This window comes from Kurthia massiliensis, from assembly GCF_000285555.1.
GTDB classification, from domain to species: Bacteria; Bacillota; Bacilli; order Bacillales_A; family Planococcaceae; genus Kurthia; species Kurthia massiliensis.
This window is the reverse complement of the sequence record NZ_HE610996.1, coordinates 285,972-310,233: the sequence shown is the minus strand read 5'-3', so window position 1 is coordinate 310,233 and position 24,262 is coordinate 285,972. Positions and strand designations below refer to the sequence as shown.

Annotated in this window: 26 protein-coding genes and 1 pseudogene; all 27 read left to right on the top strand. The window is 38.8% G+C overall.

Going from position 1 to position 24,262, the window contains the following annotated elements:
• Positions 1-20 precede the first annotated feature (20 nt).
• A complete protein-coding gene (locus KMHG_RS01920) occupies positions 21-383 on the top strand; it encodes a response regulator (RefSeq protein ID WP_010286388.1) in 363 nt (120 codons plus the stop codon).
• A gap of 127 nt (positions 384-510) precedes the next feature.
• Positions 511-906 carry a flagellar biosynthetic protein FliO gene (locus KMHG_RS18270; RefSeq protein ID WP_010286386.1) on the top strand — a complete coding sequence of 132 codons (396 nt, stop codon included), beginning with the start codon at positions 511-513 and terminating at the stop codon, positions 904-906.
• Positions 907-1,060: 154 nt separating this feature from the next.
• Positions 1,061-1,726 carry a flagellar type III secretion system pore protein FliP gene (fliP, locus tag KMHG_RS01910; protein WP_010286384.1) on the top strand — a complete coding sequence of 222 codons (666 nt, stop codon included), beginning with the start codon at positions 1,061-1,063 and terminating at the stop codon, positions 1,724-1,726.
• 13 nt (positions 1,727-1,739) lie between these two features.
• The gene (gene fliQ / locus KMHG_RS01905) at positions 1,740-2,009 is read left to right on the top strand and encodes a flagellar biosynthesis protein FliQ (protein ID WP_010286383.1); all 270 of its coding nucleotides are present in this window, start codon (positions 1,740-1,742) and stop codon (positions 2,007-2,009) included.
• 4 nt (positions 2,010-2,013) lie between these two features.
• Positions 2,014-2,790 carry a flagellar biosynthetic protein FliR gene (gene fliR, locus KMHG_RS01900; protein ID WP_010286382.1) on the top strand — a complete coding sequence of 259 codons (777 nt, stop codon included), beginning with the start codon at positions 2,014-2,016 and terminating at the stop codon, positions 2,788-2,790.
• A gap of 1 nt (position 2,791) precedes the next feature.
• Positions 2,792-3,880, top strand: coding sequence for a flagellar biosynthesis protein FlhB (gene flhB / locus KMHG_RS01895; RefSeq protein WP_147608060.1), 1,089 nt, complete (start codon positions 2,792-2,794; stop codon positions 3,878-3,880).
• A gap of 16 nt (positions 3,881-3,896) precedes the next feature.
• Positions 3,897-5,930 carry a flagellar biosynthesis protein FlhA gene (gene flhA / locus KMHG_RS01890; RefSeq protein WP_010286373.1) on the top strand — a complete coding sequence of 678 codons (2,034 nt, stop codon included), beginning with the start codon at positions 3,897-3,899 and terminating at the stop codon, positions 5,928-5,930.
• Positions 5,927-7,039, top strand: a complete 1,113-nt coding sequence (gene flhF / locus KMHG_RS01885; RefSeq protein WP_010286372.1) for a flagellar biosynthesis GTPase FlhF — start codon at positions 5,927-5,929, stop codon at positions 7,037-7,039. Before flhA ends, flhF begins: the two co-directional genes overlap by 4 nt.
• Entirely contained in the window at positions 7,040-7,912 is an 873-nt protein-coding gene (locus tag KMHG_RS01880) for a MinD/ParA family protein (RefSeq protein ID WP_010286371.1), read from the top strand. It abuts the gene before it with no gap.
• 3 nt (positions 7,913-7,915) lie between these two features.
• Positions 7,916-9,058 (top strand): protein-glutamate methylesterase/protein-glutamine glutaminase, encoded by a 1,143-nt coding sequence (locus KMHG_RS01875; protein WP_010286367.1) that lies wholly within the window; start codon positions 7,916-7,918, stop codon positions 9,056-9,058.
• 14 nt (positions 9,059-9,072) lie between these two features.
• The gene (locus KMHG_RS01870) at positions 9,073-11,121 is read left to right on the top strand and encodes a chemotaxis protein CheA (protein ID WP_010286365.1); all 2,049 of its coding nucleotides are present in this window, start codon (positions 9,073-9,075) and stop codon (positions 11,119-11,121) included.
• A 15-nt stretch (positions 11,122-11,136) separates the two neighbouring features.
• Positions 11,137-11,589 carry a chemotaxis protein CheW gene (locus tag KMHG_RS01865; protein ID WP_010286362.1) on the top strand — a complete coding sequence of 151 codons (453 nt, stop codon included), beginning with the start codon at positions 11,137-11,139 and terminating at the stop codon, positions 11,587-11,589.
• A gap of 15 nt (positions 11,590-11,604) precedes the next feature.
• Positions 11,605-12,237 (top strand): chemotaxis protein CheC, encoded by a 633-nt coding sequence (locus KMHG_RS01860; RefSeq protein ID WP_010286359.1) that lies wholly within the window; start codon positions 11,605-11,607, stop codon positions 12,235-12,237.
• Position 12,238: 1 nt separating this feature from the next.
• Positions 12,239-12,736 carry a chemotaxis protein CheD gene (locus KMHG_RS01855; protein WP_010286357.1) on the top strand — a complete coding sequence of 166 codons (498 nt, stop codon included), beginning with the start codon at positions 12,239-12,241 and terminating at the stop codon, positions 12,734-12,736.
• A complete protein-coding gene (locus tag KMHG_RS01850; RefSeq protein ID WP_010286355.1) occupies positions 12,736-13,080 on the top strand; it encodes a hypothetical protein in 345 nt (114 codons plus the stop codon). The genes KMHG_RS01855 and KMHG_RS01850 overlap by 1 nt, the downstream gene beginning before the upstream one ends.
• Before the next feature lie 173 nt (positions 13,081-13,253).
• Positions 13,254-14,020 (top strand): annotated as a pseudogene (locus KMHG_RS17240) (FliA/WhiG family RNA polymerase sigma factor).
• A gap of 20 nt (positions 14,021-14,040) precedes the next feature.
• On the top strand, positions 14,041-14,349 hold the full coding sequence (locus KMHG_RS01840) for a hypothetical protein (protein ID WP_010286352.1): 309 nt from the start codon (positions 14,041-14,043) through the stop codon (positions 14,347-14,349).
• A 12-nt stretch (positions 14,350-14,361) separates the two neighbouring features.
• Positions 14,362-14,898: a hypothetical protein gene (locus KMHG_RS01835; RefSeq protein WP_010286350.1), complete on the top strand. Its 537-nt coding sequence runs from the start codon at positions 14,362-14,364 to the stop codon at positions 14,896-14,898.
• A 171-nt stretch (positions 14,899-15,069) separates the two neighbouring features.
• Positions 15,070-15,804, top strand: coding sequence for a 30S ribosomal protein S2 (gene rpsB / locus KMHG_RS01830; protein WP_010286348.1), 735 nt, complete (start codon positions 15,070-15,072; stop codon positions 15,802-15,804).
• A gap of 94 nt (positions 15,805-15,898) precedes the next feature.
• Positions 15,899-16,777: a translation elongation factor Ts gene (gene tsf, locus KMHG_RS01825; RefSeq protein WP_010286346.1), complete on the top strand. Its 879-nt coding sequence runs from the start codon at positions 15,899-15,901 to the stop codon at positions 16,775-16,777.
• A 96-nt stretch (positions 16,778-16,873) separates the two neighbouring features.
• Entirely contained in the window at positions 16,874-17,590 is a 717-nt protein-coding gene (pyrH, locus tag KMHG_RS01820; protein ID WP_010286344.1) for a UMP kinase, read from the top strand.
• Between the two features lie 23 nt (positions 17,591-17,613).
• Positions 17,614-18,171, top strand: coding sequence for a ribosome recycling factor (gene frr, locus KMHG_RS01815; protein ID WP_010286336.1), 558 nt, complete (start codon positions 17,614-17,616; stop codon positions 18,169-18,171).
• Positions 18,172-18,309: 138 nt separating this feature from the next.
• Entirely contained in the window at positions 18,310-19,095 is a 786-nt protein-coding gene (uppS, locus tag KMHG_RS01810; protein ID WP_010286335.1) for an undecaprenyl pyrophosphate synthase, read from the top strand.
• Between the two features lie 3 nt (positions 19,096-19,098).
• The gene (locus KMHG_RS01805) at positions 19,099-19,899 is read left to right on the top strand and encodes a phosphatidate cytidylyltransferase (RefSeq protein ID WP_010286333.1); all 801 of its coding nucleotides are present in this window, start codon (positions 19,099-19,101) and stop codon (positions 19,897-19,899) included.
• Positions 19,900-19,911: 12 nt separating this feature from the next.
• Positions 19,912-21,057: a 1-deoxy-D-xylulose-5-phosphate reductoisomerase gene (locus KMHG_RS01800; protein ID WP_010286332.1), complete on the top strand. Its 1,146-nt coding sequence runs from the start codon at positions 19,912-19,914 to the stop codon at positions 21,055-21,057.
• A 78-nt stretch (positions 21,058-21,135) separates the two neighbouring features.
• Positions 21,136-22,395: an RIP metalloprotease RseP gene (gene rseP / locus KMHG_RS01795; protein WP_010286330.1), complete on the top strand. Its 1,260-nt coding sequence runs from the start codon at positions 21,136-21,138 to the stop codon at positions 22,393-22,395.
• 114 nt (positions 22,396-22,509) lie between these two features.
• Entirely contained in the window at positions 22,510-24,219 is a 1,710-nt protein-coding gene (locus KMHG_RS01790) for a proline--tRNA ligase (protein ID WP_010286328.1), read from the top strand.
• Positions 24,220-24,262: the final 43 nt, after the last annotated feature.

Here is a 24,262-nt window from a genome sequence, read left to right as displayed (position 1 = left end):
TAGATTTGGAGGAATTTAATATGGCAAAGAGAATTTTAATCGTAGACGACGCAGCATTCATGCGTATGATGATTAAAGATATTTTAACAAAGAACGGTTTCGAAGTAGTTGGGGAAGCTAGTGATGGCGCTCAAGCTGTAGAGAAATATAACGAACTACAACCGGATTTAGTAACAATGGATATCACAATGCCTGAAATGGACGGTATCGCAGCGTTAAAAGAAATCAAAAAAACACATCCAAATGCAACAATCATTATGTGTTCTGCAATGGGCCAACAAGCAATGGTAATCGATGCTATTCAAGCTGGCGCAAAAGATTTCATTGTAAAACCATTCCAAGCTGACCGCGTTATTGAAGCGATTCAAAAAGCGTTAGGTTAGTATAATGTTAAGAAAAGTATGCATCGTCTTGCTTTTCTTTGCATCATGTAATCTCTTACCATTTACTGAGACTACACCTTTTACTGAAATAAGTTATGCAGCATCTGGTGTGATGGTAGATGACTGTGTGGGCGATAAGAAAGACGAAGCCTGCAAAGAAGATACAAAGGCAGCTGTCGACGATGATGAAGAATCGGCAGCTGTTGGCGTGTCTACATGGGAATACGTCAAAATTATTTTTGCGTTAATTTTTGTAATCGCGTTACTTTACGGTGTATTACGTTTTTTAAACAGCCGTAATACGAAGTATCAACATTCTAAAATGATGCAAAATTTAGGCGGAATTTCACTAGGGGCACAAAAGTCTGTTCAAATTGTCAAAATCGGTCACTCGCTTTATTTAGTAGGTGTCGGTGACAATGTAAATATGCTAAAAGAAATTACAGATGACAATGAAAAGAAACACTCATTGCGTTATACAACGAGAAGCAAGTTCAACCAATTCAAGGCACACCGCTTTTAGGATTACTAAAAAAATTACAAAAACCGAAACAAACTGAAACGCAAAAAGAAGATGTAGATTTCAAACAACAGTTTGCAGATCGACTCGAAAAAATTAAACAACAACGTAATGAAGAATTACAGCAGTTGAATCAAGAGGAGCGCGACGATAAAAGATGAGTGATTTCGTAAATTATTTTTCTGATAGTAGCGCTGCCAATGTATCGACTTCTGTTAAATTATTGCTGCTGTTGACAGTGCTGTCTATTGCACCGAGTATTCTTATTTTAATGACTTGTTTCACGCGTGTAGTAATTGTTTTATCATTCGTTCGAACAGCGCTTGCAACGAATACGATGCCACCTAACCAAGTCATTTTAGGTTTAGCTCTGTTTATCACATTTTTCGTCATGACACCAACGTTACAAGACGTCAACAAAGACGCTTTGCAACCGTTATTCAAAGAAGAAATTACGTTAGATGAAGCTTATGATAAAGCCGCAACACCTTTTAAACAGTTTATGGCGAAAAACACACGCCAAGACGATTTAGATCTCTTTTTGAGCTACCGCGATCAAAAAATGCCAGACAAGGTAGAAGATATTCCTTTAACAACATTAGTGCCAGCGTATACGATTAGTGAGCTAAAAACAGCCTTCCAAATGGGTTTTATGATCTTCATTCCGTTTTTAGTGATCGATATGATCGTTGCCAGTGTTTTAATGTCGATGGGTATGATGATGCTACCACCGGTTATGATATCGCTACCATTTAAAATTTTATTATTTGTATTAGTCGATGGTTGGTCCTTAGTGATGAAGTCGCTTTTACAAAGTTTTTAGGGGATGAAGAAAAATGTCACAGGAATTAGTTATCTCCATTGCAGAAAAAGCAATTACCGTTGTGATCATGGCTTCTGGTCCACTTTTACTTGTAGCGCTTGTAGTCGGTTTACTCGTTAGTATTTTTCAAGCGACGACTCAAATTCAAGAACAAACCTTATCTTTTGTCCCTAAAATCATTGCCGTATTAGTAGCAATTGTCTTTTTCGGTCCATGGATGTTAACGAAAGTAATGTCGTATACAAAAGATATTTTTGAAAACTTAACAAGGTACATAGGGTGATTATATGGAGACGTTAGTCACGAAAATTCCATTGTTTATATTAGTCCTTGTACGTTTGAGCGCATTTTTTGCAACGGTACCATTTTTCTCGTATAAAACGATTCCAAATCAAGTGAAAATTGGGCTCGCAACGATTATTGCAATCGTCGTCACGATTCCAATGGATGCGGTCAACATATCGATTGACGGAAACTTTTTGTTGCTCGTTGTAAAGGAAGCATTAGTCGGACTGACGTTAGGCTTAATCGCATATATTATTATTTCAGCGGTGCAAATTGCTGGTGGTTTAATTGATTTCCAAGTCGGCTTTGCCATCGCTAACGTTATTGATCCGCAGACGGGCGCGCAAAGTCCATTAACCGGTCAATTTTTCAATGTGCTTGCGCTGTTGTTATTATTAAGTGCGAATGGGCATTATTTATTGATTGATGCGATTTATTATAGTTATCAATTTGCACCGGTAACGCAAGCATGGCCGCATATCGCTTCTGAGAATACGGTAATGTTTGTCATTAAAATGTTTGCGAGTATGTTTGTCATTGCATTCCAATTAGCAGTACCGATCGTTGCGACCGTTTTTTTAACGGATTTAGCGCTTGGTATCGTTGCAAAAACTGTCCCGCAGTTAAATATTTTTGTGATCGGTTTCCCAGTGAAAATTTTAGTCGCATTTATTACGTTAGTCGTCATGTTTACGATGATGTCTGAAGTGATGAAGCAACTATTTACTTTTATGTTTAAATCAATGCGGCAATATATGGAGTTGATGGGTGTTGGATAAAATAAATACTTTGTTGACGCTTGATTTGCAGTTTTTTGCTGGTGAAAAAACAGAGAAAGCAACGCCGAAAAAACGGCAAGATTCTCGTAAAAAAGGTCAAGTACTAAAAAGTCAGGACGTTACGAGTGCGATTGTATTATTATCGATCTTTTTGTATTTAATATTTTTCGCAGGTTCATTAAAAGATGAACTGATGACATTCTTCCGTGAAATTATTACCCATAATTTAGCGGTTGAAAACATAACCGTGAAATCAGTTATGGAAATGTATTGGGATATTTTAAAAGAAGTAGCACTCGTGCTACTTCCAATCTTTGCGATTGCTGTCATTGCGGCAATTGCAGCGAACTTTATGCAATTCGGTTTACTATTTACGACTGAAACGCTTAAATTCGATTTGAAAAAAATTGACCCAATTAAAGGCTTAAAGCGAATTATTTCGTTAAAAGCTATCGTCGAATTATTAAAATCCATTTTAAAAATATCTTTTATCGGTACGACGACATTTTTAATTCTTTATTTAAATATCGAAGACGTGTTAAGCCTCGCACATAAAACACCAGGTACAGCACTCATTACCGTCGCAAAACTTGTCGGCTATATGGGGATTGCTGCATCGTTTGTGTTATTGTTTATCGCTATTTTGGATTACATGTATCAAAAATACGATTACGAGAAAAACTTACGAATGTCTAAACAAGATATTAAAGATGAGTATAAAAATGTCGAAGGGGATCCGTTAATCAAATCTAAAATTAAGCAACGTCAACGTGAGATGTCGATGCGACGTATGATGCAAGAAGTGCCAAATGCCGACGTCGTCATTACAAACCCGACGCACTATGCGATTGCTTTAAAATATGATGAAGATGCGATGGATGCACCTAAAGTTGTCGCAAAAGGTACAGACTTTGTAGCACAAAAAATTAAATTGATTGCGAAAGAAAATGATGTCGTCATGGTAGAAAATCGACCGCTTGCACGTGCCATGTACGATCAGGTTAAAATAGATGACCGCATTCCTGAGCAATTTTTCAAAGCGGTCGCAGAAGTACTTGCGTATGTATATCGTATAAAACGCAAGATTTAGTTAGGGAGGGACAAACATGAAATTTCGCGACATAGGAGTTTTAGCTGCCGTTATCATGATCGTAGCGATGCTGATTATCCCTCTGCCAACATGGCTACTCAGTTTCTTAATTATTATTAATATCGCTTTAGCAATTCTCGTATTGCTTATTGCGATGAATATGAGAGAAGCGCTCGAATTTTCAATTTTCCCAACCATTTTGTTATTATTAACACTTTTCCGTTTAGGATTGAACGTTTCTACAACACGTGCAATTTTAAGCGGTGGTGAAGCCGGAAACGTCGTTGAAACGTTCGGTACGTTCGTTGTTGGTGGTAACCTTGTTGTTGGTTTAGTTGTCTTCATCATCTTGGTTATTATTAACTTCCTTGTTATCACAAAAGGTTCTGAACGTGTATCAGAAGTAGCGGCACGTTTCACGTTAGATGCGATGCCTGGTAAACAAATGGCGATTGATGCAGATTTGAACGCTGGATTAATTTCAGAGTCACAAGCGCGTGAACGCCGTGAAAAAGTATCAGGTGAAGCCGATTTCTATGGTGCAATGGATGGTGCAACAAAATTCGTTAAAGGTGATGCCATTGCAGGTATCATTATCGTTATTATTAATATTTTATTTGGGATGATCATTGGTGTCGTCCAAATGGATATGGAATTTGGTGACGCTGTGAGCCGTTTTACGACGTTAACAGTCGGTGATGGTTTAGTATCACAAATTCCAGCATTAATTATTTCTACAGCTACAGGTATCGTTGTAACACGTGCTGGTTCAGACGGTAGCTTAAGTTCAGACGTCATGAAACAACTATTTGGTGACGCAAAAGTATTATACGTTGCAGCAGGTACGATTTTCTTACTAGGTTTATTTACACCAGTAAGCGATGTTGTGACGATGCCAATAGCCGCATTGATTGCGTTTTTAGGTTATAAACAAAGTCGTGCAAAAGTGGAAACTGTAGAAGAACAAGAGGAAATTGAGGAAGAAGTTGTGACGGACAATTTAAAAAGCCCAGAAAATGTGGTCAATTTATTAAATGTTGATCCAATCGAATTCGAATTTGGCTACGGTTTAATTCCGTTAGTAGATGCCGCACAAGGTGGGGACTTATTAGACCGCGTCGTCATGATTCGTCGTCAACTTGCGTTAGAACTAGGGATTGTTATTCCGGTTGTACGCATTCGAGATAATATTCAACTACAGCCAAATGAATACCGTATTAAAATTAAAGGTAATGAAATGGCAAAAGGTGAATTGCTATTAGACCACTACTTAGCGATGAGTCCTGGTGAAGACAATACGATTGATGGTATCGACACGATTGAACCATCATTCGGTCTTCCAGCAAAATGGATTACAGAGCAAGTAAAAGAAGAAGCAGAGATGCTCGGATATACAGTTGTCGATCCACCAAGTGTTGTATCGACACATTTAACTGAAATTATTCGTGCAAATGCGGCTGAACTATTAGGCCGTCAAGAAACAAAACAACTGATCGATCATTTACACGAAACGTCACCAATCTTAGTCGAAGAATTAACACCGACGCCTATGGCTATCGGGGAAATTCAAAAAGTATTGGCGAATTTACTTCGCGAAAATGTATCCGTTCGTAATCTACCAATCATTTTTGAAACGTTGGCCGATTATTCAAAATTAACGTCTGATGTAGACGTTTTAACAGAATATGTACGCCAAGGATTAGCGCGACAAATTACTGCACAATACGTTGGGAATCAACAAGAGTTGAAAGTATTGACAGTATCTGCGAAAGTCGAAAAGATGATTGCAGATAGCATTCAGCAAACAGAACATGGCAATTATTTAGCGATGGATCCGCAAGCATCACAATCAATTTTAGAAGCGGTTTCTAAAGAAATTGAGCGTATTGCTTTCTTTGAACAATCGCCAGTAATTTTATGTTCACCAGCTGTTCGTATGTATATTCGTCAATTAACAGAACGATACTTCCCACAAATTCCAATTCTCTCGTATAATGAACTAGAAGCATCAATTGAAATTCAAAGTGTCGGAGTGGTGAATGTAGAATGAAAATGAAAAAATATACAGCATCAACAATGTCAGACGCCATGAAAAAAGTTCAACGTGATTTTGGGGATGACGCAGTCATTATTAGTTCAAAAACAGTTTATTCAAAAGGTTTCTTAGGAATGTTCAAACAGAAAAGTTATGAGGTCGTTGTAGGTGTTGAAACGCCTGCAAGTAAAGCGCTACAAAAGATAGCACCTTCAGTGACACCCGTGCAGCCACCTCAACCTGTTTCATCGCCGCATTTAGATGACATTCAAAAAGAATTAGCGACGCTAAAACAGCTATTGAAAAAACAACAAGTGACTACAACTGCGCAATATCCGACGATTCTCACAACGATTATAGAGCAAATGGAACATCAGGAATTAGACAAGGAGCTCGTCACGTCAATTAGTGATGAGCTTTTTGACATATATAAAAACAGTCGTGAAGAATTGTCGCAACCTCAAATGCTACGTTTTGCAAAAATGGCGCTGCGCCAAGCGTTAGACCGATTACCGATGGGAGGCCTTGATTACAGTAAAAAGTATATTAATGTGCTAGGACCTACAGGCGTTGGAAAAACGACAACGATTGCGAAAATGGCTGCACGTGCGGTATTAGAAAAAAGAAAAAAAGTCGGTTTTATTACAGCAGATACGTATCGTATCGGCGCAATTGAACAATTAAAAACGTATGCAAATCTTTTGCAGGCACCTGTAGAAGTCGTTTATTCGCATGAAGATTATCAAGCAGCGATTAAAAAATTAGATGACTGCGAGTTAATTTTCATCGATACAGCAGGGCGTAACTATAAGGAAGACAAATACGTAAATGATGTGGTGTCGTTAATTGATATTAATGAACAAACTGAAAATTATTTAGTACTGTCTATAACAGCAAAAGAACGCGATATTGCAACAATTGTGGAACAATTCGAAGCGTTTCCAATACAAAAGTTCATATTTACGAAGCAAGATGAAACAAATTCCATTGGCCCAATGGTCAATTTAATGATTAAATATAATAAAGGACTTGCTTACTATACGAATGGACAAGAAGTACCAGAAGATATAGTAGAAGCTTCACTAGATAAGATAGTTGAATTAGTTTTTCAAGGAGAACAATAAATGCGGGATCAAGCAGAAAAATTACGCTTAAAGATGGAATATGATCAAATTGCAAAGTCTATAGCCATCGTTAGTGGAAAAGGTGGTGTCGGTAAAAGCAACTTTTCTACTAATTTTTCGTTCAATCTGGCGAAAAAAGGATATAAAATAGTCATAGTAGATATGGACATCGGTATGGGGAACATCCACATATTATTAGGGGAAAATACTCACCGATCGCTGTCAGACTATTTAGTAGCTACTTGTAGTCTGGATGAAGTTACTGAAAAATTTTCAGGTAATATAGACTACGTCAGTGGTGGATCTGCGATGACATCGATTATCGAGTGGAATGAGTTAATGTTTGATCGTTTAATCACAGCTTTTGAAATGCTACAGCAAAAATACGACTACATCATTTTTGATATGGGCGCAGGAGCAACAGAATGGTCGTTACAGTTAATTGAATCCGTAGATGATATCATTGTCATTTCTACAACAGAACCGACAGCAATTATGGATGCTTATTCAATGTTGAAATATATTCATATGCGTAATAAAACAAAAAATATGTATGTTGTTTGTAACCGCGCACTATCGTCTGATGAAGGACGCCACGCACTAAAACGCTTAAAAAATACTGCACAACAATTTTTAAGTAAGGAACTGCATATTTTAGGCGCCGTGCCAGAAGATATTCACGTACGAAAAGCTGTGCAACAGCAACAACTTTTTTCGATTCTTTATGAGCGAGCACCTGCGTCAAGAGCAATACGTCAAATTGTTGAAACGTATGTCTCTGGGCAAACGAAAACGTTAGCAGAAATCAGTAGTGAACGGCCAAGATCACTTGTCAGTACGTTAAAAAGTATGTTTAGTAAAGGGCGTGTATAACCGATGACGGTAGCGAAAAAATTATTGATTGTTGATGATTCAGCATTTATGAGAAAACTAATTGGCGACTTCTTTGTTGATGTTCCACAAATCGACGTAATTGGCACAGCAAGAAACGGGCAAGACGCACTTGAAAAGATTAAGTCACTAAAACCTGACGTCGTTACGCTTGATGTAGAAATGCCACAACTAAATGGTCTTGAAGCATTAAAGTTAATTATGGCGGATTGTCCGACACCGGTTATTATGTTGTCGAGTACGACAAAAGCCGGTGCAGAAATTACCGTTGAAGCGATGGCAACAGGCGCGGTAGACTTCGTTGCAAAACCGAGTGGCACGATTTCTTTAGACTTGCATAAAGTAAAAGATGATTTAGTGCGCAAAGTTGTGCAAGCAGCAAGTGTACCGGTTACAAAATTACGAAAAACCTCCACGTATACGAAGCCGTTAACTTCAAATAGTCCGACGTTTACAACGAAACCGCTGAGAAGTATGACGAAGCCTATCATCGAGCGAAAATCAACGTTTGCTCCAAAGCAATTGTCTCAATCGCCTTGGAGTATGCATGCGAGCAAAAAGCTTGTATTGATTGGAACGTCAACAGGTGGACCACGTGCTTTACAAGAAGTGATTACGAAAATTCCAAAACATATTTCCGCACCTATTTTAATTGTGCAACATATGCCAGCTGGCTTTACGAAATCTTTAGCAGCGCGCTTAGATCATTTATCGGAGATTACCGTAAAAGAAGCCGAAAATGGCGATATTTTAAAACCAGGTGTCGCTTACATAGCGCCGGGTGGGTATCATATGAAGTTACAAAAAGTAGGGATGTCTGTTGGCATTAAATTAGACAACATTGAACCTCCACGTGGCGGCCACCGCCCAGCAGTAGACGTCATGTACGAAAGTGCGAGTGAACTCGTAGATTATGATAAATTGGCCGTTATTATGACAGGTATGGGCTCTGATGGTACGAAAGGATTGCAACGTTTAAAAGAAACAGGTAATGTACGTGCAATTTCAGAGTCTGCTAATACGTGTGTCGTATATGGGATGCCGAAAGCAGCTTATGAAACGGGCTTAGTAGACGATGTAGAAGATGTAGACGATATTGCACATGCAATTATGAAATATATTCCGTAAAGGGAGGTTTAAGTATGGATACAAACCAATACTTAGAAGTATTTATTGATGAAAGTACAGAACATTTACAATCATGTAATGAAAATTTATTAGCGTTAGAGCAAAACCCACATGATTTATCAATCGTAAATGAAATTTTCCGTAATGCGCATACATTAAAAGGTATGGCCGCAACAATGGGATTTGAAGATTTAGCAGATTTAACACACAAAATGGAAAACGTATTAGATGCGATTCGTAACGAAAAAATCGTTGTAACATCTGATATTTTAGATGTCGTCTTTGAATCAATTGACCATTTAGAAGCGATGATCGGTAGCATTTCTGAAGGCGGCGACGGTAAACGCGACGTTACAGAAACAGTCGGCAAACTAAAACGCATCGAAAACGGTGAACCAATTGAAGGCGGAAATGCAAAAGCACCAGTTGAAGAAGTGTCGGTAGATGTAGCCTCAAATGAAGCGAGCTTATCATATGATGACTTCGAACTTACAATCATTGAACAATCACATGAACAAGGATTTGAAACGTATGAAATCACCGTTACATTACGCGATGACTGCCTATTAAAAGCGGCGCGTGTTTTCATGGTATTCGAAGCACTTGAAAAATCAGGTGATGTTATTAAATCGGTTCCAGCCGTTGAACAATTAGAAGCGGAACAATTTGATACGAAGTTCTCAGTCGCTTATGTCACAAAAGGTGAAATCGAAGCGGTACAAGAAGCATTAAGCAAAGTGTCAGAAGTAGAACTTGTTGAAGTGACAAAACTAGCACAACAAAAAGTAGAAGAAGTAGCACCTGTTGCAACAGCGAAAACACCGGAAGCGCCAGTAGCAACGACAGCAAAAATGCCAGAAGCACCGGCTACAAAAAAACAAGCTAAAAAACCGACGAAAACAGCACACGCGACAAGCAAAACAATTCGTGTCAATATCGAACGTCTTGATATTTTAATGAACTTATTCGAAGAGCTTGTTATTGACCGTGGTCGCCTACAATCAATTGCAGCAGAATTAAACCATAATGAATTAAATGAATCTGTAGAACGTATGTCACGTGTGTCAAGCGACTTACAAAATATCATTTTAAATATGCGTATGGTGCCTGTAGAAACAGTATTCAACCGCTTCCCGAAAATGGTTCGTCAACTATCACGCGATTTACACAAAAAAGTGAAACTAGACATTATCGGTGCAGAAACAGAATTAGACCGTACTGTTATCGATGAAATTGGCGATCCACTTGTTCACTTAATTCGTAACTCACTTGACCATGGTATCGAAAGTCCTGAAGTACGTCGCGCAGCAGGAAAACCTGAAGAAGGTCGAGTAGAGCTTCGTGCATACCATAGTGGTAACCACGTATTTATTGAAATTGAAGATGATGGTGCTGGTATCAATAAAGAAAAAGTGTTAAGCAAAGCGATTGAAAAAGGTGTTGTGACACCAGAGAACGCAGCGAAATTAACAGATAACCAAATCAATGAACTGATTTTAGCATCAGGTTTCTCAACTGCAGAAGTGCTATCAGATATTTCTGGTCGTGGCGTTGGGTTAGATGTGGTGAAATCAACAATCGAATCACTTGGTGGTAACATTACAATTGAATCTGAAGAAGGTAAAGGCTCATTATTCTCTGTTCAATTACCATTAACATTATCGATTATTTCTGTCATGTTAATTGAAATTGAAAAAGAAATTTATGCGATTCCATTATCATCTATCATTGAAACTTCTATTATCCGCAAATCAGATATTATGAATGCGCATAACCAAAAAGTCATCGATTTCCGTGGTAAAGTCGTACCGCTCGTATTTTTAGAAGAAATCTTCGAAGTACCACGTCAAACGGAACCAGAAGACGATTTCCATTCAATCGTGATCGTGCGTAAAGGTGAAAAAATGGCTGGTTTAGTCGTTGATTCATTTATTGGCCAACAAGAAATCGTACTGAAATCATTAGGTAACTACTTAACAAACGTATTTGCGATTTCAGGTGCAACGATTTTAGGTAACGGTCAAGTTGCATTAATTATCGATTGCAATGCACTCATTAAATAAGAGAGGTGTTTGAAGATGACAGAAAACGTAACGACAGACGTTGAAGTAATGAAAGTGATTGTCTTTCAATTAGGTGATAAAGAATATGCACTTCCTGTAGAGCAAGTGCAAGGTATTGAAAAAATGATGCACATTACACGTGTACCTCGTACAGCGTATTATGTAAAAGGCGTTATTAACTTACGCGGTGTTGTCACACCAATTATCGATTTACGCGATCGTTTTGGTGTTGTATCAGACGTCGATAGTGAAAATACACGTATCATCATCATTTCTGAAGAAGATATGGAAGTCGGCTTTATCGTTGATGCCGCAAATGATGTTATGGATATTGCGAAAGAAACGATCGAACCACAACCAGAAGTGGTCGGCTCTTTAGAAGAAGAATTTATTTCAGGCGTTGCAAATATCGGCAACCGCTTATTAATTTTATTAAACTTAGAAAAAGTATTAAGCACTTTAAAATAAGAGAGGTTTTTTGCGATGGATATGCAACAACAAATTACCTCTTTTCATTTAGATGTTTTAAAAGAAATCGGTAATATCGGAGCGGCGCATGCAGCGACAGCGCTATCTGCACTGCTCAATACGAAAATCGATATGCACGTGCCAAAAGTTGAAATGGTATCGTTTAACGACATGATGGAACGTGTTGGTGGTGCAGAAACATTTGTTACAGGTATTTATTTACGCATCGAAGGAGACATTAGAGGTGGCATGTTTTTCATTATGCCTGTTGAACAAGCGAATTTACTCATTCGTAAGCTGATTCATGATGAGCAGTTTAATTTTGCACAAACGCCATCTGAATTAGGAATGTCTGCGATGCAAGAGATGGGTAATATTTTATCTGGCTCGTATTTATCGGCATTATCAGATTTTACAAAGCTTAAACTTTACCCAACGCCACCTGCCTTAGCAAGTGACATGTTTGGCGCCATTATTAGTATCGGACTTATTGAAATTTCGCAAATTAGCGATTATGTCATTGTCATTGATACATCTATTATCGAAGAAGACGAAACGGATCAAACAGAAGAAGTCAGCGGTCACTTTTTCTTAATTCCAGATCCAATGTCATTTTCAACGATTTTTAAATCATTAGGTGTCGAGTAATATGTTCACCAACTTAGACGTTGTTAAAGTAGGAATCGCGCAATTAGACGTCGCTACCTCACCACAAACGATTCGTACGTCAGGCTTAGGGTCTTGCGTAGGCGTCGTCATTTATGATGAAGCGAAGCAAATTGCGGGATTGGTACACATTATGTTACCAGATTCTTCTTTGAGTAGAAGTGGTCAGCTGACCGTTGCTAAATTTGCTGACACTGGTGTTCCTGCTTTAATCGATGCGATGAAAGCAAAAGGTGCAAGTACATTTAAATTAAAAGCAAAAATAGCGGGCGGTGCACAGATGTTTAAATTTACATCCAATCAAGATTCAATGCGCATCGGACCGCGTAACGTAGACGCAGTAAAAGCTGCACTACGTAAGCACGGTATTCCGGTCGTTGCAGAAGATGTTGGAGGAAGTAGCGGACGAACGATTGAGTTCAATCCGCAAACATCTAAATTGCAAATCCGCACGGTCAATCAAGGAGTGAAGGACATTTAATGGCAGGCTCATTTTATATTAATTGTTGGGCAGCGTTAGGTTCGTTTGCTATCTACTTTTTATTGATTTTTCAATCGGCCCGCACGCCAGGAGAAATTTTAACCCAGTCTTTCGTTGTTGGATTTGTCGCATTTATTGCAACATTTATCGTGCGATTTTTAATTGGTTATGCGTTTTATACAGCGCAGCCTACTGAAGAAGTAGTAGAAGATGTGGTAACAGCACCACAAGCTACATCTGTTGAGGCACCTCGACCAGTAACGATTGAAAATCAAAACGTAGAAGATACGCAAGCAAAAGAAATCGCGGACGTTGTCAAAACATTAATGGCACAAGAAAATTAAATGAGAAAGACTATTGGCGGAGTATTGATTCAGCGAAATTGAACGTTGATTTTATATTTTGTGAATGGTCTTTTTTATTTTGCGTGAAATGCATACGATATACATTCCATAATATAGGGAAGATTTGCTATAATGAGAGAAGGGAATGTAGTTTAAATGAGGAGGATAATTTGATGCAAACAACTTCAGCAGAAGAGCAAAAATTATGGCAAAGTTGGAAAGCCAATCGAGATCCTCATGCAGGAGACGTATTAATACGAAAATATAAACCACTCGTATCGTATCACGTGCAACGTATTGCAGTAGGGTTACCAAAAAGCGTCTCACGAGATGAACTAAATAGCCTTGGTATGATGGGGTTATTTGATGCATTAAATAAATTTGATCCAACGAGAGATTTAAAATTTGATACGTACGCATCGTTTCGCGTGCGTGGCGCTATTATAGATGGTCTCCGGAAAGAGGACTGGCTTCCACGCTCAGCAAGGGAAAAACAAAAAAATTAGATGCGTTTATTGAGGAAATGGAGCAACGTTTGCAACGTCACGTGACGCCAGAAGAAGTCGCAGAAGCGCTTAACATCACAGTCGATGAAGTGTTCCAAACGGTTCAAGAGCATTTTGCTTCAAACGTGTTATCGATGGATGAGCAATTACAAGATGATGAATCAGACAACAAATCATTTTCAATTCGCGACGATTCGATCAAAACACCTGAACAAGAAGCGATGCATGCTGAATTGATCCAAGACTTATCAGAAAGCATTCTAAAATTGAACGATAAAGAACAACTTGTACTAAGTTTATTTTATACAGAAGAAATGACGCTGACTGAAATCGGCGAAATGCTAGAGTTATCAACGTCACGTATTTCACAAATCCATTCAAAGGCGTTGTTTAAATTACGTAACTTACTGAGGGATGAAATGCGTAATTTGTAGTGTAGGGGAAGGATGAGACGATGTCACTGAAAGCGGTAGAACTTCAAATTGCGATACCAAAAACATTTGATGCGGGGAAACAGGCAGACAATGCCCAACAATTTGTAAATGGGAATCAGCAAATGGCGCAAATGGCAACTGAAAAACAAGCGCAACGAAATCTGACGGCGGTGTTAGAGACGGAAGATACATCGACGATTGGTGATGAGCATCCAGATAAACGAAAACACGACCAGCAACAAACAACACCGAAAAAACCACAGCAACAGTCGAAAGAACATGCCGCACAGCATCCTTTCAAAGGAAACTTTTTTGACTTTAGCGGTTAGGAGTAAGGAACAATGACTAGCATTGTGATTATTTTTTTAATCATTGCGCAATGCCTGAGCTTTTACTTTATCGTGTTACTCAACGTGAAAATATCACGTTTGAAAGATGTGGAAGAAAAGCAACAGCGTTTAAAAGATGATATGGACGATGCGGTAGGGGCTTATTTAGCTGAAATGAAAGATGAAAATGATCGTCTCATTGCCGAGTTGAAAAAAGCGAAAACAACACCTGTCGTTACAGAAAAAACACCGACGCAACGAGCAATAACGGTCGTAAGACAACAAGTGTCTAAAGAAGAATCGATGAACGCAGTAGAAGATGAGGACATTCAAGCGTTAGAAGTCGAAGAATTATTGAAAAAAGACGTGAAGACACCAATTGCTTATGCGAAAAATGCGTATCAACAACATAAACAAACACTAGCACCACTGACAGTAGATGAACAGGCAAAGCAAATGTATAAACAAGGGCGCTCAATTGACGAAATTGCGAAAACATTAAATCGCGGAAAAACGGAGATTGAACTGTTGTTGAAATTTCAACAATAAGTGAGCGAAAATAGTTGCTACAGAGCGTTTCCTGTGGTATATTATCAATTGGTGTTATTATTACACACGCCTTCTGATATATGGAGTGGTGCTTTGAACAATCAAAGTTCTCTATATAAGTGATGAAGCGCGGAGGAAAATTAAATTAAAAACCTTTAGGAGGAACCACACATGTCAGTAATTTCAATGAAACAATTACTAGAAGCTGGTGTACATTTCGGTCACCAAACTCGCCGTTGGAACCCAAAAATGAAAAAATTCATTTTTGTTGAACGTAACGGTATCTACATTATCGATTTACAAAAAACAGTTAAAAAATTAGAAGAAGCTTACAACTTCATGCGTCAAGTTGGCGAAGAAGGCGGTAAAGTTCTTTTCGTTGGTACTAAAAAACAAGCTCAAGAAGCTATCAAAGAAGAAGCTGAACGTTCAGGTAACTACTACATCAACCAACGCTGGTTAGGTGGTACATTAACTAACTTCGGTACTATTCAAAAACGTATCGCTCGTTTAAAAGAAATCGAACGTATGGAAGAAGACGGCACTTTCGCTGTACTTCCTAAAAAAGAAGTTGTTCAACTTAAAAAACAACACGAACGTTTAGTTCGCTTCCTTGGCGGTATCCGCGACATGCAAGCGATTCCTGACGTTATGTTCATCGTTGACCCACGTAAAGAACGTATTGCTGTTGCAGAAGCACATAAATTAAACATTCCTATCGTGGCTATGGTTGATACTAACTGTGATCCAGATGAAATTGATTACGTTATCCCTTCAAACGATGACGCAATCCGCGCTGTAAAATTAATCACTTCTAAAATGGCTGATGCTTTAATCGAGTCAAAACAAGGTGAAGAAGAAGCGCAAGTTGAAGCTGTAGAAAAAGAAGAAGCTTCTGCTGAGTAATTTCTTATTTGTAGAAATAGGTGATAAGCGGATAACCCCTCTTATCACCTTTTTTTGAGACAATAAACTTTCAATTGTATAGGAGGAACTATCAATGGCAGTAACTGCTAAAATGGTTAAAGAATTACGTGAAAAAACTGGTGCTGGTATGATGGATTGTAAAAAAGCATTAGTACAAACTGACGGAGATATCGACGCAGCTGTTGATTTCTTACGTGAAAAAGGTTTAGCTGCAGCTGGTAAAAAAGCTGACCGTATCGCAGCAGAAGGTACAACTTTCATCGCTGAAAACGGTAACGACGCTGTACTTTTAGAAGTAAACGCTGAAACTGACTTCGTTGCTAAAAACGAAGGTTTCCAAACTTTAGTTAAAGAATTAGCTGATCACTTATTAGCTTCTAAACCTGCAGACGTTGAAGCAGCTTTAGCTACAACTATGGAAAACGGTGCAACTGTTGCAGAACACATTTCTACAGCAATCGCTACTATCGGTGAAAAAATCACTCTACGTCGTTTCTTCATCGCTTCAAAAACTGATGCTGACGCATTCGGCGCATACCTACACATGGGCGGCCGTATCGGCGTATTAACTGTTGTTGAAGGCACTACTGACGCTGCTAAAGCGAAAGACGTTGCTATGCACATCGCTGCAATCAACCCTAAATACGTTTCACACGATCAAGTTTCAACTGACGAAGTTGAACACGAACGTAAAGTGTTAACTGAACAAGCGCTTAACGAAGGCAAACCAGAAAACATCGTTGCGAAAATGGTAGAAGGCCGCTTAAACAAATACTTCAAAGAAATTTGCTTACTTGACCAACCATTCGTTAAAAACCCAGACGAAACTGTTGCTAAATTCTTAGGCGATGCTAAAGTGACTTCATTCGTACGTTACGAAGTCGGCGAAGGTATCGAAAAACGCGAAGATAACTTTGCAGAAGAAGTTATGAGCCAAGTTAAAGGTAACTAATTTTTTCAAATCAATATAGATTTATTTTTAAGTAGGGAGCACAGCAACACCGTGTTCCCTATTTTTCAAGAAAAAAATTTGGAGGTCTCAAGAGCTATGCCACAACAATATAAACGTGTAGTCATTAAATTAAGTGGGGAAGCACTAGCTGGCGAAGCAGGTTTCGGCCTCGCACCAGCAGTTGTTAAATCAGTCGCAGCACAAATTAAAGAAGTAGTAGACTTAGGAGTAGAAGTTGCCTTAGTAGTAGGTGGCGGGAACATTTGGAGAGGTAAAATTGGAGCAGAAATGGGTATGGAACGTGCCAATGCAGATTACATGGGCATGTTAGCAACTGTTATGAACGCTTTAGCTTTACAAGATTCATTAGAAAACCTAGGTGTGCCAACGCGCGTTCAATCTTCAATCGTCATGACGCAAGTCGCTGAACCGTACATTCGTCGTAAAGCAGTTCGTCATTTAGAGAAAAAACGTGTAGTGATCTTTGCTGCAGGTACAGGTAACCCTTACTTCTCAACTGATACAACAGCTTCATTACGTGCAGCTGAAATCGGCGCAGATGTCATTTTAATGGCGAAAAATAATGTAGATGGTGTATACTCTGCAGATCCAAAAGTTGATGCAAACGCTGTGAAGTACGAAGAATTAACTTACTTAGACGTTATTCAAAAAGGTCTACAAGTAATGGATTCTACAGCTTCAACGCTATGCATGGACAATGATATTGATTTAGTTGTATTCTCATTATTAGAGGATGGCAACATCAAACGTGCCGTAATGGGTGAAAAAATCGGTACAACTGTTCATAAATAATAGTATTCGTAGGAGGGGCTAGCATGTCAAAACAAATTATCGACCAAGCAAAAGAACGTATGACGAAAGCGATTGATGCATTAACACGTGCATTCGCTTCGATTCGTGCAGGCCGCGCAAATGCGTCTCTTTTAGACCGTATTACAGTGGAATATTACGGAGCACCAACACCATTAAACCAAATGGCAAGTATCTCTGTACCAGAAGCTCGTCTTCTAGTAATCCAACCATACGATAAAACAATTTTAGGTGAAATCGAAAAAGCAATCTTAAAATCAGATATTGGTATTACACCAACAAATGATGGTAACGTAATCCGCTTAACAATTCCAGCGCTTACAGAAGAACGCCGTAAAGATTTATCTAAACTTGTGAAAAAAGAAGCTGAAGAAGCAAAAGTTGCGATTCGTAACATCCGTCGTGATGTAAACGATGACTTCAAAAAAGCTGAAAAAGCTGGCGACATCACTGAAGACGACTTACGTGGTTACGGCGATGACGTTCAAAAAATCACTGATGATTACATCAAACAAATTGATGAATTAACTGCTGAAAAAGAAAAAGAAATTCTATCAGTTTAATAGAACTTTCTAATTTCAAAAGACGTCCTCTATGTAATAGGGGCGTCTTTTTTTCGTGATATAGAGGAAATGAATTGTTATTTTTGATATGATAGATGAAGTATACGTTCCGATATGCAAGCTAGTGGAGGATTTTAAATGTTAGATAAACTCGGATGGAGAAAGACAGATAAACAGAACGCTACGCTAGAAGATCGCATGCAAAAATTAGATCCGAACAGCGTACCGCAACATATTGCCATTATTATGGACGGAAACGGCCGTTGGGCACAAAAACGTGCGTTACCGCGCGTAGCAGGACATCATGAAGGCATGAAAAATGTGCGTACAATTACACGTTGTGCGAACAAAATCGGTGTGCGCGTCCTAACATTGTATGCATTTTCAACAGAAAACTGGAAGCGTCCTCGCAAAGAGGTAGAATTTTTAATGCGTTTGCCAGAAGAATTTTTAACATCATTTTTACCAGAATTAATGGAATTAAATATTCGCGTTTCATTAATTGGTGAAATGGACAGTCTACCAGGGCATACACAAAAAGCAATTCAAAATGCGATGGATACAACGAAGGACAATACTGGTATGGTTCTAAATTTTGCAATGAATTACGGTAGCCGTCGAGAAGTTGTGTTATCCGTCAAAGAAATTGTCGCTCAAGTTCAAAATGGAACGTTAAGCTTGGACGATATTTCTGAAGAGACGATTTCGAGCAATTTAATGACAGCTGCGTTACCAGATCCAGATTTACTCATTCGTACGAGTGGAGAACTTCGTCTAAGTAACTTTTTGTTATGGCAGCTTGCTTATAGCGAATTTTGGTTTACGGACGTACATTGGCCAGAATTTAGCGAGGGGAACTTGCTAGAGGCGGTCGAAAGCTATCAATCGCGCAATCGCCGTTACGGTGGATTGAAAGGAGAATAAATCGTGAAAACGCGTATTATCACAGGCGTTATTGCTGCGCTGTTATTCGTACCATTTGTTATTTACGGTGGTACACCGTTAACAATTTTGATGTATGTCATCGCAGCAATAGGGCTTTTCGAAATGCTCAAAATGCGCAAACTATCACTATTTTCAGTGCCAGGGCTTTTATCATTAATCGCTTTATTCGCGATGTTAATGCCAGCACATTGGGAAAAATATGTTTTAGATGCAACGAGCTTTTCAAAACTAGAATGGCTTATTATGATGACAGCATTGTTATTAATTTATGTCGTTCTAAAGAAAAATCAATTTACATTTGATGATGTCGGCTTTTTATTAGTATCGATCTTTTATGTAGGGGTCGGCTTTTATTATTTCACAGCAACACGTGAAGCAACAGATGGCTTATTATACATCGTCTTCGCCCTTGTTGTCGTATGGTCAACAGATTCAGGTGCTTACTTTGTGGGACGTAAATTAGGTAAGCATAAACTATGGCCTGAAATTTCACCGAAGAAAACAGTTGAAGGTTTTGTCGGTGGGATTGTCATTGCTGTAATTGCAGTGACTATTTTCGAACTGATTTCAGGATTAGACGTCAATTGGGCTGTCTTATTGATCGTAACGGTCGTAGCGTCAATTATCGGTCAGCTTGGCGACTTAGTCGAATCAGCAATTAAACGTCATTATGGCGTGAAAGATTCAGGGAATATTTTACCTGGTCACGGTGGGATTTTAGACCGTTTCGATAGTCTATTATTCGTATTACCGTTATTACACTTTTTACATTTTGTTGGATAGGGGATCATAACTATGAAATCGATCAGCTTATTAGGTGCGACTGGCTCAATTGGTCAACAAACACTCGATATCGTGAAGGATCATCCAGATGAATTTCACATTGCAGCACTTGCTGCAGGTAAAAATATTGAAAAAACAAAAGAAATCGTGCGCGCATTTTCACCAAAATTAGTGTCTATGCAAACAGAAGAACTTGCACGTGAATTACAAAAGGAGTTTCCTTCTTTAGATGTCACGTACGGTACGCAAGGTTTAGTAGATGTTGCAATACATAGTGATTCAAGCGTGTTATTAAACGCTGTATTAGGTAGCATCGGATTAGAATCGACACTTGCGGCGATTCGACAACAAAAGGCGATTGCGATTGCGAACAAAGAAACGCTCGTAACAGCAGGTCACTTAGTGATGGCGGAAGCAGCGAAATACGATGCACCGATTTTACCAGTAGATAGTGAACACTCTGCATTGTGGCAATCAATGAACGGTGAAAATCGCAAATCAATTGAACGTTTAATTTTAACTGCTTCAGGTGGTAGCTTCCGTGATAAAACACGTGCAGAACTTGAAGGCGTTACAGTCAAACAAGCATTAAATCATCCGAACTGGTCAATGGGTGCGAAAATTACGATTGATTCAGCAACATTGATGAACAAAGGGTTAGAAGTCATTGAAGCGGCTGTATTATACGATATGCCTTACGATAAAATTGATGTGTTAATTCACCGTGAATCTATCATTCACTCAATGGTTGAATATCATGATTCAAGCGTTATGGCACAACTTGGTACAGCAGATATGCGTACGCCAATTCAATATGCGTTAAGCTACCCTGAACGTTTACCACGCTCAACAGCAGAACGTTTAGACTTAGCAAAAATCGGTCAACTTCATTTTGAAAATGTCGATATGGAACGTTTCCGTTGCTTAGGCTTTGCTTATCATGCAGGTCGCACAGGCGGTACGATTTTAACAGCGATGAATGCAGCAAATGAAGCAGCTGTTAGCGCGTTCTTACAAGAAAAAATTACATTCTTAGAAATTGAAGATATGATTGACCGCGTCATGCAACAACATGACAATATTCAAAATCCTGATTTAGAAACAATTTTAGCCGTAGATAAGCAAACGAGAAAAATTGTTCAAGGCATGATAAAATAAATTGATTGATGATGTGCTGGAGGGCATATGATCATTTTAGCGACTTCTACAAAATTTCCATGGTGAAGGTGGGATTTGATGCAATCAGCTATTGCATTTATATTCGTATTTGGGTTGATCGTATTTTTCCATGAGTTAGGACACTTTATTTTTGCGAAACGTTCTGGCATCATGGTTCGAGAGTTTGCGATTGGTTTTGGTCCGAAACTACTCGGCTTTAAAAAAGGTGAAACGATTTATACGATTCGTCTATTACCGATGGGTGGTTACGTTCGTATGGCTGGAGATGATCTTGATCAAATTGAGTTACAACCCGGCTACCGAATCGGCTTCACATTAAATGACCGAGATGAAATTGATCGTCTCGTAATGAATCAAAACAAACAGCTGCCGGATATGTTGTTTTTAGAAGTAGAGAAAGCAGAACTTCAAAAAGAACTATGGGTGGAAGGCTATGACGAAGATGAACAACTCGTTCGTTACAACGTAGCACGCGATTGTATCGTCGAAGAAAATGGCCAAGAAACACAAATTGCGCCGTACGACCGTACATTTAATGCAAAATCACTCGGCAAGCGCACAATGACGATTTTTGCAGGTCCATTGTTTAACTTTATTTTAGCCATTATTATTTTTGTGATTATTGGTTTTGTACAAGGGATTCCGACAAATGAGCCATTGATTGCAAAAGTCGTCGACGATAGTCCAGCGGCAACAGCTGGCTTACAACAAGATGATTTAATTACATCTGTAAACGGTAAGGAAGTTGAAAAGTATGATCAACTTTCGACTGTCATTCAACAAAACCCAGGGAAAGCAATTGAACTATGGATTGAACGAGATGGCAAAGCAGAGAAAGTAACGGTCACGCCGAAAGAAGTAACCGTGAATAAAGAAAAAATCGGTCAAATTGGGATTCAATATGCCAATACGTACGATAAAAATCCATTAAAGGCGATTCCGTACGGTTTCGAACAAACATGGATGTGGCTCGTACAGATCGTGAAAATTTTAGTCGTATTAATTACAGGTGGCTTTACGCTAGATGCGTTATCAGGCCCAGTTGGTATTTACGAAGCAACGTCTGAAGTAGCGAAATACGGTTTTATTACTTTATTAAGCTGGTCAGCGGCGTTAAGTATCAACTTAGGGATTATGAACTTATTACCATTCCCAGCGCTTGATGGCGGCCGTCTTGCATTGTTCTTCTATGAACTTGTGCGTGGTAAACCACTTGATAAAAATAAAGAAGGGGTCATTACGTTTATTGGCTTTGCGTGTCTGATGGTCTTAATGGTTGCAGTTACGTGGAATGATATACAACGATTCTTCTTTTAAACGATGAAGAAAAGTTCATTTGCTTAGCAGATGAACTTTTCTTGCTTAAAAACATACCAAATGGCTCGTAGTCTAGTATAATAGAGTCAATTATATTCAAAGGTGAGGTTAAACATGAAACAATCAAAAACATTTATCCCAACTTTGCGTGAAGTGCCAGCAGATGCTGACGTTAAATCGCATCAATTACTACTTCGCGCAGGCTTTATCCGCCAAAGTACTTCAGGGGTTTACTCTTACTTACCACTAGGTAAAAAAGTATTAGCAAACATTGAACAAATCGTTCGTGAAGAAATGGATGCTGTCGGCGGTAACGAATTGTTACTACCAGCATTACAACAAGCTGAGCTATGGCAAGAATCTGGCCGTTGGGAACATTACGGTCCGGAATTAATGCGTTTAAAAGACCGTCATAACCGTGACTTCGCATTAGGCCCAACACACGAAGAAGTGATTACGGCTTTAGTACGTGATGAAATTAAATCATATAAAAAATTACCGTTAACACTTTATCAAATTCAAACAAAATTCCGTGATGAAAAACGCCCTCGCTTCGGTTTATTACGTGGTCGCGAATTCATTATGAAAGATGCTTATTCATTCCACGCAACACAAGAAAGCTTAGATGCAACTTACGAAGATATGGTACAAGCGTACAAAAACATCTTCACACGTCTTGGCTTAAACTTCCGTGCGGTTATCGCTGACTCAGGTTCTATCGGTGGTAAAGATACACACGAATTCATGGTGTTATCTGAAATCGGCGAAGATACAATTGCATACTCTGATGCATCAGACTACGCAGCAAACATTGAAATGGCTGAAGTAAAAGTAGAATACCATGCACCAGAAATCGATATGGTCGAACTTAAAAAAGTGGCAACACCAGATCAAAAATCAATCGAAGAGGTATCTGCTTTCTTAGAAGTACCAGCTGACAATATCATTAAAACAATGGTATTCAAAGTAGACGAAGAATTAGTCGTTGTACTTGCTCGTGGCGACCACGAAGTAAACGATATTAAATTAAAACACGCATTAGAAGCTGAAGTTGTAGAACTTGCAACAGATGAAGAAATCGTGGAATTAATCGGTAGCCACGTTGGCTCACTAGGTCCAATCAAATTACCAGTTGGCGTAAAAGTGATTGCTGACCACGCTGTGAAATCTGTACGCAATGGTGTTGCAGGCGCAAACGAAGACGGTTTCCACTTCACTGGTGTGAACCCAGGCCGCGACTTCGCAATCGATGCTTATGAAGATATCCGATTCATTCAAGTAGGCGACCCTTCTCCAGACGGTCAAGGTACAATCAAATTCGCTGAAGGTATCGAAGTTGGTCACGTATTCAAACTTGGCACAAAATACTCTGAATCTATGAATGCGATGTTCTTAGATGAAAACGGTCGTAACCAACCATTTATCATGGGTTGTTACGGTATCGGTGTATCTCGTGTAATGGCTGCAGTGGCAGAACAATACCAAGATGCATACGGCTTCACATGGCCACAACAAGTAACGCCTTACGATGTTCACTTAATTACAGTAAACACAAAAGACGAAGCACAAAATGAACTTTCAGAAGACCTTTACAAATTATTAACTTCTTACCGTTATGATGTTTTACATGATGACCGTAAAGAACGTGCGGGCGTTAAATTTGCTGATTCAGATTTAATCGGTTTACCAGTACGTGTAACAGTTGGTAAAAAAGCTGCTGAAGGCATCGTTGAAGTAAAAGTTCGTCAAACTGGCGAAACATTTGAATGGGCGAAAGAAGAATTAATCGACCGTTTAAATAACTTATTTAAAACAACAAAATAATGATATGGCCAATAGGCAAAGTCTTCAATGGCTTTGCCTATTT